Origin of the sequence: Hwangdonia seohaensis, from assembly GCF_031932625.1 — a bacterium.
Classification (GTDB): Bacteria; Bacteroidota; Bacteroidia; order Flavobacteriales; family Flavobacteriaceae; genus Hwangdonia; species Hwangdonia seohaensis.
Genome location: NZ_JAVSCK010000002.1, coordinates 812780 through 824132 on the forward strand (window position 1 = coordinate 812780; position 11353 = coordinate 824132).

Consider the following 11353-nt stretch of genomic DNA (forward strand, 5'->3'; position numbering starts at 1 on the left):
AACAAGCTTAAAATTCTACACTAAGAAGTTGAACGGATGCCAAAACATTTCAAACAAACAGATTCCTGCTTTCGCAGGAATTTATTTCTTATAATGCTTCGCATAGCCGCGATAAGCAAAAAACCCTAAAACAGCCACAATAGCACAAGCTATTAATATAAACTTAACACTTACTATTTGGTCGCCACTCGCGTAAGAATGCAATCCTGCCAAATAGAAATTCACTCCAAAGTAAGTCATTAAAATACTGGAAAACGCCACGATAGACATTAAGTTAAAAAACCAGCGTCCGCGCAACCCAGGAATCAATCGCATGTGTATTACAAAAGCATAAACCATAATGCTAATAAGCGCCCATGTTTCCTTTGGGTCCCAACCCCAATAGCGCCCCCAGCTTTCGTTAGCCCACATACCGCCTAAAAAGTTGCCAATAGTTAGCATTACCAAACCTACGGTTAAAGCCATTTCGTTAATTATGGTAAGCTCTTTAATGTTTAAATCCATTTTGGTTTTGTTTTCTTTGGTGGTGAAAATCATCAATAATAATGATACCACACCTAAAATCATCCCCAATGCAAAGGGCCCATAGCTTCCAACAATAATAGAAACATGAATCATCAACCAATAACTATTAAGAACCGGTTGTAAATTGGCAATGGCTGGATCCATCCAATTCCAATGCGCAATCATTAAAATCATAGCTGTTACAAAAGCTGTTGCGGCTATGGTTAAATCACTTTTTCTACCAAAGGCCAAACCAAAAAACATGGTTGCCCAAGCCACATAAATCATAGACTCGTAAGCATCACTCCACGGCGCATGCCCAGAGATGTACCAACGCGCAATCAAACCTGCTGTATGCAATAAAAACAAACCGAGAATTACAAATTTTAAGGTGTTTATGGTTATGGTTATCCCTTTGCTCTTTTCTTTAAATATTTGAACAATCAATACTATAAACAGTAACGTTCCCGCGTACATGTACCAACTGTATAGCTTCTTAAAAATATCGTATTTATTGTATAAAACCTCGGTGTTTATCTTTTTATCGCTCAGCATAACATCAGCGCCATATTGGTGCTGTGTCTTCTTAAAAGCCTCTAAAAGTTTTGAGGCTTCAGAGAAATCACCCGACTGTTTCGATTTATTGAGCGTAAACAAATAAGCTCTAAATCCGTTTTTAATAAAGTTTCCGTAAAGCGAATCTTCAATTTTATCTTTTACTTCTTTATCAGTTCTGTAATCGTAAGCCGAAATCCATTTGTTATTATAATCATTTGGTATAGGGAATATTTTCAACGACATCCCTTCAACGGCATTATACAATAAACTAACACGTTGGTCGGTTTCCTTAAATTCTTTTTGATAGCCATTTGGCACTGGGGCTTTGTAGGCTTCTTCAAGATAAGGCGCTAATTTATACTCGCCTCTCATGGTAAAAAAATCGGCTAGTGTTGCGTATTTTTCTTCCTTTTGAATACCTAATAAACTCCTAATGGAATCGCCTTTTTTAGGTTTTATATAAATGATTGGCACGTTGTACCACAGCAACGGACTTTCTTGAATGGACAACAATACTTGGTTGGCATCAAAACCTTCGTAAGTATCGTTTTTACTTAATTTACGAAGCATTTCCGAGGCGTATGTATTAACGGGCATCATACGTCCGCTAAGGTCTTGAATCACTAAATGCCCAAATTCATCGGCTTGTGCCTTAGGTGTGATGTTCGCTTTTAAAATAGAATCTATTTGGGCTTTTGCAGGTTTGGAATGATCGTGGCCATCGTTTTCAGAGTGCTTCTGCGAAAACGCGTTCAACCCAAAACACAACAATACTATTGAAAGCGCTTTTGCTTTTTTAGCTTTTACTTTATTGAGTTGCTTTTTTAAATCGCCAAAACGCGACCCTTTAACAAACAAAATAGCCAACATACCAAAATAGAGCATAAAATAACCAAAGTAAGTAAGCAAGGTTCCCCAATAATCATGGTTTACCGATAAGATTGTTCCCTTTTCATCGGCATCAAAACTAGATTGAAAGAATCGGTATCCGCGATGGTCTAAAATATGGTTCATATATATCTTATAATCAAAATCGTCTTGCCCTTCGTCTATAACCGTTACTTGACTGGAAAAAGCAGAATAGCCATTATCTGTTCCCGGGTAACGTTCGGCTTCAAAATCGTTTAATTTAATATGAAATGGCAGTTCCAATACTTTCGATCCGTATTTAAAAGCAAAATCCAAACCACCAACCTGTATTTGTTTAAAGGCGCTGTTAGTACCCTTTCCACCTATTAACCCAACGGTTTTGGTTTCGTTATTTGCCGTAACTTTTAGCACCACACCATCACTGTCGTTTTTAAGTATTTCCGATTTTTGAACCACATCAAAAACACCTTTTATAACGGGTTTTGGAAATACCATTTGCATGTTACCGATTTTATAAAGCGACCGCAACACTAAAGGTTGAATACTATCTTTTATCACTTCGCCCTCGGCTTGAGTTGCCATGGTTAAATAACTGCCTTCAAAAGGCGATTGAATGGTTAAACCATCTTCAGTTGACGTTATATTTATAGCACCATTGGTAGGTTTGTTAAGGGCAATTAATATGTTGTGTACATTTGCAACTTCCCCAACTTTTAAAAAGTGATTATGGGAACCGTTCCCGCCAGCTTCAACTAATTTTAAATATTCCTCTCCGTTTTCATCAGGAATAATATCCTCTTCAGCACCAGCGATAAATTTTTCCAACTCAATGGTTACGGGCTGGTTATTGTAATCGGTAGTTACCCTAAACTTGTTTTCCATTCGTTTGGAAAAATCGACTTCAGATTCTAAAACGCGTCTTTGATTTTGCCCATTAACCACAAAATCGCCATCAATGTATGTAGTAATGTATGTTTTTTGAGATAAAAAAGTGTTTTCGGTGGCGCCTTCCCTAATGGCCATCATACCTTCAAAACTCACGTAACGTGTAATGAATGCGCCCAACAATATAAAAATGAATGATAAGTGCAATATTAAAGTTGCCCATTTTTCTTTCTTATACAGTCTGAAACGGAAAATATTTCCTGTAAAATTAATTACAAAAAACACCATAATGGCTTCAAACCACCACGTGTTGTATATTAAATTACGTGTGTAAGGTGTTGGCGATGTGTCTTGTCCAGCATCTAAAAATGTTCCAATTGCCATGGCAGCCGCAAAGGCTAAAAATAAAACAGCAGTAAGTCGAGTTGAGAAAAGAATTTTGGCGAGTTTATTTTGCATAATAACTACCTTTTTTTAGGTCGTGCAAATTTAATGATTTAAGTTGATTTTGATATGTTAAAACTTGAAAGTTTAAACCTGAATTTGTTAAAATCCATTTCCTGTTTAGACCGAGCCGAAACCAATTACTGTGATTGCCTCGCTTCAAAGATTTTTAAGTATAAAAACGTGCCCATTTTTCGGGCGCGACGTTTGGCATTTTCTGCATAATCGCCTTCAAAAAGTTCATCAATCGTTTGAAACCACAAGTTTAACCAAAGTCCGAAATGCAGTTCTGAAATGCTGTTATTATTCGCTCTATCAACTTTTACGTGGGCTTCCAAAGGATTGCCTTTGTATTTCTTTTCCAACCTTCTGGTCATAAATAAACTCGACTCCCAAAAGGTGGTGAGTTTATCTAAATGTTCGTCCCAATCTTTAATCACGTCGTTAAAAAACGGTCCTAAAACAGCATCTTTTCTAACTTTTTTATAAAATGATGAAACCAATAAGAACACATCGGCCCTAGTTTCGATATCTTTTTTGCCCATATCCAACTTATTGTAAGCGCATTACGTTTAATGCGATTAAAATTATATTAACAATAAGTGATAAAATTAACAAATTAAATGTCCATTTAAGTTTTAAATGTGCCATAATTGCCGCGTTATATGTCATTGAAACAACAACGCACAGGGTTAATTCCAATAAATAAAATTCTGAAATCTTACTATTAATCAAAATATACATAGCCGCTATTGAGCCCACACAACTTTGAAATATGATGCTTAATGGAATATAGAGTATATAATTCTCGTTGAAATTGTTTAGAGATTTTTTATAAAAATCCATGATATATATTTTTTATTTGAATACTTCAAATTTCTATAACATATCTTTGTTTTTTTATGATTCAAATCATAACATTATGATTCCTGTAAAAACCCTTAACAGTTACAAAGCGCTTAAAAAAACATATACCAAAAACAGTATCGTTTTTAATGAGGGCGAGTCGGCCAGATTTTATTATCAAATTAAAAAAGGCGATATAAAAATGTATAATCTTACCGAAGACGGCAAGGAGTTTGTACAGGGTTATTTTAGCAATGGCAGTTCGTTTGGCGAGCCGCCTTTGTTTGGCAACTACAAATATCCTGCTACGGCGTTTTGTGTATCAGACTGTGTTATTTATAAATTGCCAAAAGCCACTTTTTTCGAATTGTTGAAAACACACCCGGACATTCATTTAACATTCACAAAACTGCTCTGTAAGCGCATGGTTTACAAGGCTAAAATAATGAAGGAAATCTCGGTTTACCCGCCAGAACACCGCATTTTAACTTTGCTTAACCACTTTAAGGAAAACACATCTCCAAATGAAATTTACGAGGTTAAGCTAACGCGCCAACAAATTTCCGAACTCACGGGTTTACGGGTTGAAACCGTAATTAGAGCGATTAAACATTTAGAAAAATCAAACAAATTATATATAAAAGAACGCAAAGTTTATATCTAAATATTTCTATTTTAGCAGTATGATTTCAGTAGTTATTCTTGGCGCCGGTAATGTAGCCACTCACCTATTTAAAGCTTTCGAAAAAGCTGAAAATATTGTTGTAAACCAATGGTATAACAGAAGCTTAAAAACCATTAAGCCCTATAAAAATAAAATTGAAATTATTGATGATTTAGCACTTTTAAACGATGCCGATGTTTACATTATAGCTGTTAGCGACGATGCCATTGCAGAATTGTCTGAACAACTTCCGTTTGAAAACAAATTGGTTGTACACACCTCGGGTGGCGTTGGTGTTTACGATATTGATAAAAAGCACAAACGCGGTGTATTTTATCCGCTGCAAACCTTTAGTAAAGATGCCGAAATGGATTTTAAAAGCGTGCCGATTTGTATTGAAACCATCGATAAAAAGGACTATCATATTTTAAAAGCATTGGCCATTTCAATAGGAAGCCCAACCAAAAAAGTAAACAGCGACCAACGTCGTGTGCTGCATTTAGCGGCCGTTTTTGTCAATAATTTTACAAATCAATTATATAGAATTGGGCACGAAATTACCGAAAGTGAAGGTGCCGAATTCGATTTGCTAAAACCGTTAATTCTTGAAACTGCGAAGAAAGTTCAGGAATTGTCACCGTACATGGCACAAACGGGTCCCGCAAAACGCCACGACAAAAAAACCATAAAAAAACATTTGAAAATTTTAAAAAACGAGCAACATAAAGACATTTACAAACTGCTCACCAAATCAATACAGAACACACACGGGACTTCGACAGGCTCAGCAACCAATTTTGAAAAAAACACGCATAATGGAAGAAAAAAGTTATAAAGAATATTTAGAGCACATCACCACTTTTATTTTTGATGTTGATGGGGTTTTAACCGATGGATCTGTAACCGTAACCACCACCGGCGAGATGCTTAGAAAAATGAACATAAAAGATGGCTACGGACTTAAAACCGCAGTTGATGCTGGGTTTAACGTATGCATTATTTCGGGAGGCTCAAATGAAGGGGTACGTATTCGTTTAAAAGGTTTGGGCATAAAAGACATTTATTTAGGGACGCACAATAAAATTGAACAGCTTAACGACTACTTTGAAAAAAAGGGTATTAAATCGGAAAACGTGTTGTATATGGGCGATGACATTCCAGATTTTCCGGTTATGAAAATTATCGGTTTGCCCTGTTGTCCGCAAGATGCCGTGCCAGAAATAAAAAATATTTCAAAATACATTTCTCATAAAAAAGGTGGCAAAGGTGCGGTTCGCGATGTGATTGAACAGGTGCTAAAAGTACAAGGCAAATGGAACGGGAACTTTAGTGCGAAATACGATTAAACATTGGCTAGAAATAAAAGAAGACATAGCGTAGGTTTTGGATATATAGGTTTTGGAAACAGCCGCAGTGTGTTTAATCAAACCTCGAATAAAGCGTTTTCTGCATTAAAAGAGAAACTTAACGAAGAAACCCACGTTCATTATAAACTTAATTTTTCCCATAAAGAACTATCAAAAGCCGAAAGGGAAATCATTAAAAACAAAATTAGAAAAGAAGAAAAACGAAAATCCCTTCAGGCAATAGTATTAACCATTTTAGTTCTTTTTATCATTATTGTTACCTTTCGCGAGTATCTTTTATATTCGATCAACAACAGAACCAACCCTTATTTATAACATTAATATTGAACGTTTTAAACCTCATCCGTTGGAAAAACCTATTACTAATTGCCCTAGTGCAGCTATTAATTAAATACGCTTTTTTGGAGCCTTTTGGCGTCGATTTTGGATTAACCACATTGCAAATTTCAATTTTGGTGTTAGCAACCATTTGCATTGCCGCCGCGGGTAACGTGATTAACGACATTTACGATGTTGAAACCGATTTTGTAAACAAACCCGATAAGCTGATTGTTGGCAAATCCATTTCAGAAAAAACGGCTTATAATCTTTTTATTGCTTTAAACGTTATTGGTGTTGGCTTGGGGTATTACCTGTCGCAATCTGTTGGCAAGAGCGCATTTTTTTCAATATTTGTTATTATTTCGGCCTTACTTTATGTGTATGCGTCCTATTTAAAACAAACGCTTTTAATTGGAAACATTATCATTTCTTTATTGGTGGCATTAAGCCTAGTTGTTGTGGGTATTTTTGAATTACTGCCGGTAATAACAACCGAAAACCGACAAACTCTTTTCACCTTTTTCAAAATCATTTTAGATTATGCGTTGTTTGCTTTCGCTATAAATCTAATTCGTGAAATCGCGAAAGATATTGAAGATATTGATGGCGATTATAAAGTCGGTATGCGCACGCTGCCCATTGTTATCGGGCGCGAACGCGCAGGAAACATTCTTTTTGTTTTAACGCTTATTCCGCTATTTGCGGTATCGTATTACACCATCAATTCGTTGTACAAAAACCAAATAGCTGTTGTGTATTTTTTAGTGTTTATTATTGGCCCTTTGTTTTATATCAGCATCAAGTCATTTAACGCAAAAACCAAAAAAGACTATCATAAAATCAGCAACCTTTTAAAATTGGTGATGTTGTTTGGGATGCTTTCCTTACTTTTATATAAGTATATTTAGCTTTTAAAAAACCTGATAGACCTCATGACATTAAAACGGCAAAATAAAATGTCGTAAAAATGTCCATATAAAACCGTTATCAGACTTTTGATTACCTAATAACTTTGAGAAAAAATATTTATTATGAATTCAATCGGAACTAAAATTTTTGAAACCCGAAAATCAAGAGGATTAACCCAAGAAGAATTAGCTGAACTATCAAAAGTTAACTTAAGAACAATTCAAAGAATTGAAAATAACGAAAATGAACCTAGGGGAAAAACAATAGATTTAATCTGTAACGCCCTTGAAATAGATAGCACCTATTTTACGAGTAAAGCTGAACAAAAAACAAGTGAATCAATTAGTTCATTTATAATTAATGCAGTATTTCTTATTCTGTTAAATTTACTTCTTATGTCAATTATTGGATTCTTAACTTTAGACTCAAATGCAAATATTAATAGTCGAATTGGAGCGTTATTATTAAGTTTTTTCATTCCTTTATTTATTGTATTATTTTCACAAAAAATGAATCCACTTGAAAGACTGTTAAAATTTGGATCAGGTTTTTTAGCCTACATTGTTTTGTTAATTATTGTTCAGGGGCTTAAAGACGGTTTCATTCTAGGTATTCGGACGGGTTTGTATCTTTGCTTAATACTTTCAATTGGAACTTTATACTACGGCAAGGCTTTACAAAAATTAATGAAATAGAATGCTAAACCAAAAACTAAAAAACCACCATATCATTTTAGCATCCGCTTCACCTAGGCGGCAAGCGTTTTTTAAAGGTTTGGGGTTGGATTTCGAGATTCGATTAAAACCCATAAAAGAAGAATACCCACCACGACTTACACATTTTGAAATCAGCAACTATTTAGCGCAACTTAAAGCACTTCCTTTTAAGAAAGAATTAAAACCCAACGACATCCTCATTACCAGCGATACCATTGTTTGGCATAACAACCAAGCTTTGGGCAAACCCCGAAACGAAGACGAAGCGTTTTCTATTTTAAAAGCTTTGAGCAATACCACACACGAGGTGATTACTTCGGTTTGTTTTACAAGTTCAAATTATGAAAAAACCATACACAACATTACCAAAGTATCGTTTAAAGACTTAACCGACAACGAGATTTTATACTACATAAAAAACTACAAGCCTTTTGATAAAGCCGGTGCTTATGGCATACAGGATTGGATTGGTCAAATAGGCGTTACAAAAATTGAAGGCTCGTATTTTAATGTTATGGGATTGCCGGTCCACGCCGTTTATAAAACGTTAAATGATATGGCGGACGCTTCATAAATTTGTAAATTTAGACTTCAAAAAATTCCATCAGATGAAAAAGATTATTAAAGGCAAAATTCTTATTTGGCCAGTTATAGGGTTGTTTCTGTTAACAACATCTTGCAATAACAAAAGTGAAACACACGAGTTAGCTTCTAATTTGGAATCAAATAGTTCTGCTAAAAAATCAACAGCTAAAGAACCATCGCAAGCGTTTAAAGATTATTGGTACGCCGGTAAAGCAGAAATTACCTCGTACAAATTAGAGCAAGCACGCTACGGCGAAATACGCGAAGGAAAAGCGGTTTTAATTTACGTTACCGAAGATTTTTTACCCAACAAACAGGTAAAAGCCGATAACCAAAACCCAAATAATATTTCGGTTTTAAAGTTAAACGCGACAAAAAAATTCAACACGGGCTTGTATCCGTATTCCATCATGCAAAGCACGTTTTATCCGGTTTCAAATAACCAACATGCCATAAAAATAACCAGTTCTATTCAAGAATGGTGCGGGCAGGTTTACGCCCAATTAAACAATAAAGATAAATTTGAAGTGGCATCATATTCGTATTTTGAAAGTGAAGGCGATAAAAATTTCAAACTTGAAAAATCTATTTTAGAAAACGAACTTTGGACGCAATTGCGCATCGATCCAAAATCGTTACCCGTTGGTAGTTTGCAAATTATACCCTCGCTTGAATATAGCCGATTAAAACATGTTGACTTAAAGGCGTACAATGCCCAAGTCAGTTTAACAAGCAACACCTATTCAATTAAATACCCTGAATTAGATAGAACATTAACCATTCAATTTAATCCAAATTTCCCGCACGATATTTTAGGCTGGGAAGAAACCTTTAAAAGCGGATTTGGTAAAAACGCAAAAACCTTAACAACAAAAGCCATAAAATTAAAAACCATAAAATCGGCCTATTGGGGCAAAAACAGCAATAAAGATGAAGTACTTAGAGATACGCTTCAATTAAATTAAAGTGGTATTAATTTGAAATGTATATTTGCCAATTATTAAACCCTAACAAACAAAAAAATGATTTCTGAGATACTGCAAGGCCAACTAATTACTACAGGTATTTTTATTTTATCGCTACTGATTATTAGAGCCATCTCGCATTTCACCATAACTAAGGTTGCCAGAAAAAACGGTATTAATGAGGCACGAATTAGGCTTATACGCCGATATATTACGGTGGCGCTAATTTTAGTGGCCATACTTATAGAGTCTTTTGTTTTTGGGGCTAAATTTGAAGATTTAGCACTTATTTTTTCATCGGTATTTGCCATTATTGGTATTGCCCTTTTCGCGATATGGTCTATATTAAGCAACGTAACCTCTGGTATTATTATGTTTTTCAACTTTCCGTACAAAGTTGGCGATAAAATAGAAATTCATGATAAAGATTTCCCCATTACCGCCATTATAGAAGACATAAGGGCATTTCAGTTGCATTTGCGGTTAGACAATGGCGATTTGGTAACCTACCCCAATAATCTTATGCTTCAAAAAGCCGTAACGCTTATCCAAAAAGATGCCATTGACAATCTTGATGAAGATGATGGTGTGGATGCTGTGTAAAAATCCCTATATTTAAAGTATATTTTTAATAATGTCAAAAAAAAGAGTATACCGATCTAAAAAGAAAATAGGCCAAATCCCCGGCAGCCTTATTTATACTGGCGAGCGTTCAAAAGAAAAGCTTTTTATAGAAACCTTTGATTACACGAAAGATTTTTGTGTTGAAAAAGAACTGCCTACCATTCAAGAAAGTTTTGAATATAAAGATACCGACTCCGTAACTTGGATAAACTTAAACGGTTTAAACCATGTTACCGAAATTGAAGCTTTGGGTAATCACTACAATATTCACCCTTTGATTTTAGAAGATATCGTAAACGTAGCCCAACGACCAAAAATTGATGACCATGTAGACTATATTTTTATCGTTTTGAAAATGCTTTATTACGACGACAACCAACACATAGTTTCAGAGCAGGTAAGCTTGATTTTAGGAAAAAACTATGTACTCTCTTTCCAAGAGTCCGAAGGCGATGTTTTTGATGCCGTAAGAGACCGTTTAAGACACGCCAAAGGCCGTGTGCGTACCTTGAAGTCAGACTATTTGCTTTACGTACTCATCGATGCCATTGTAGACCATTATTTTAGTGTTATTGAAATTTTAGGCGATAAAATTGAAGATTTTGAAACTGCAATTTTTGCTGGTGATGTCGACGGTGAAATCAGTCAAAAAATCCAGGATTTAAAACGTGAAATACTAAAAGTTCGTCGGGCTATTTTTCCGCTGCGCGAAGTTATAAGTCGCATCGAAAAAAATGAAAGTCCACTTATTCACAAAAAGACAATCACCTATTATAGAGATATTTACGACCATTTAATTCATGTGTCTGAAAACATTGATATTTATCGCGAAATGATTTGGAGTTTAATGGATATGTACATGACTTCCATTAGCAATAAAATGAACGAAGTGATGAAAGTGCTTACCATAATGGCGTCCATTTTTATTCCGCTTACCTTTATTGCCGGAATTTACGGGATGAATTTCGAGTACATTCCGGAACTGCAATACAAATACGCCTATTTTATTTTGTGGGGCGTCATGATTGTGCTTTTTATCGGGATGCTTTTTTACTTCAAACGGAAAAAGTGGTTGTAATAAATTTAAGTTAAAGA

Annotated in this window: 12 protein-coding genes; 10 read left to right on the forward strand and 2 right to left on the reverse strand. The window is 35.1% G+C overall.

Features of this window, described 5'->3' with window-relative positions:
• Positions 1 to 81 precede the first annotated feature (81 nt).
• On the reverse strand, positions 82 to 3276 hold the full coding sequence (locus RNZ47_RS08840) for a cytochrome c biogenesis protein CcsA (protein ID WP_311938938.1): 3195 nt from the start codon (positions 3274 to 3276) through the stop codon (positions 82 to 84).
• Between the two features lie 125 nt (positions 3277 to 3401).
• Positions 3402 to 3806 carry a group III truncated hemoglobin gene (locus tag RNZ47_RS08845; protein WP_311938940.1) on the reverse strand — a complete coding sequence of 135 codons (405 nt, stop codon included), beginning with the start codon at positions 3804 to 3806 and terminating at the stop codon, positions 3402 to 3404.
• A 377-nt stretch (positions 3807 to 4183) separates the two neighbouring features.
• Here RNZ47_RS08845 and RNZ47_RS08850 point away from each other — a divergent pair, with 377 nt between their 5' ends.
• From RNZ47_RS08850 to corA, 10 genes are all read left to right on the forward strand, one after another.
• Positions 4184 to 4771: a Crp/Fnr family transcriptional regulator gene (locus RNZ47_RS08850; protein ID WP_311938942.1), complete on the forward strand. Its 588-nt coding sequence runs from the start codon at positions 4184 to 4186 to the stop codon at positions 4769 to 4771.
• 19 nt (positions 4772 to 4790) lie between these two features.
• Entirely contained in the window at positions 4791 to 5606 is an 816-nt protein-coding gene (locus tag RNZ47_RS08855) for a Rossmann-like and DUF2520 domain-containing protein (protein ID WP_311938944.1), read from the forward strand.
• Complete coding sequence (locus RNZ47_RS08860) at positions 5587 to 6117, forward strand: KdsC family phosphatase (RefSeq protein WP_311938946.1); 531 nt, start codon at positions 5587 to 5589, stop codon at positions 6115 to 6117. Before RNZ47_RS08855 ends, RNZ47_RS08860 begins: the two co-directional genes overlap by 20 nt.
• A gap of 3 nt (positions 6118 to 6120) precedes the next feature.
• Entirely contained in the window at positions 6121 to 6453 is a 333-nt protein-coding gene (locus RNZ47_RS08865; protein WP_311938948.1) for a hypothetical protein, read from the forward strand.
• A gap of 8 nt (positions 6454 to 6461) precedes the next feature.
• Positions 6462 to 7367: a geranylgeranylglycerol-phosphate geranylgeranyltransferase gene (locus tag RNZ47_RS08870; RefSeq protein ID WP_311938950.1), complete on the forward strand. Its 906-nt coding sequence runs from the start codon at positions 6462 to 6464 to the stop codon at positions 7365 to 7367.
• Positions 7368 to 7490: 123 nt separating this feature from the next.
• Positions 7491 to 8063 (forward strand): helix-turn-helix domain-containing protein, encoded by a 573-nt coding sequence (locus RNZ47_RS08875; protein ID WP_311938952.1) that lies wholly within the window; start codon positions 7491 to 7493, stop codon positions 8061 to 8063.
• 1 nt (position 8064) lies between these two features.
• Positions 8065 to 8658 carry a Maf-like protein gene (locus RNZ47_RS08880; protein WP_311938954.1) on the forward strand — a complete coding sequence of 198 codons (594 nt, stop codon included), beginning with the start codon at positions 8065 to 8067 and terminating at the stop codon, positions 8656 to 8658.
• Positions 8659 to 8692: 34 nt separating this feature from the next.
• On the forward strand, positions 8693 to 9634 hold the full coding sequence (locus tag RNZ47_RS08885; RefSeq protein WP_311938956.1) for a septum formation inhibitor Maf: 942 nt from the start codon (positions 8693 to 8695) through the stop codon (positions 9632 to 9634).
• A gap of 57 nt (positions 9635 to 9691) precedes the next feature.
• Positions 9692 to 10237, forward strand: a complete 546-nt coding sequence (locus RNZ47_RS08890; RefSeq protein ID WP_311938958.1) for a mechanosensitive ion channel domain-containing protein — start codon at positions 9692 to 9694, stop codon at positions 10235 to 10237.
• Positions 10238 to 10268: 31 nt separating this feature from the next.
• Complete coding sequence (gene corA, locus RNZ47_RS08895; RefSeq protein ID WP_311938960.1) at positions 10269 to 11336, forward strand: magnesium/cobalt transporter CorA; 1068 nt, start codon at positions 10269 to 10271, stop codon at positions 11334 to 11336.
• Positions 11337 to 11353: the final 17 nt, after the last annotated feature.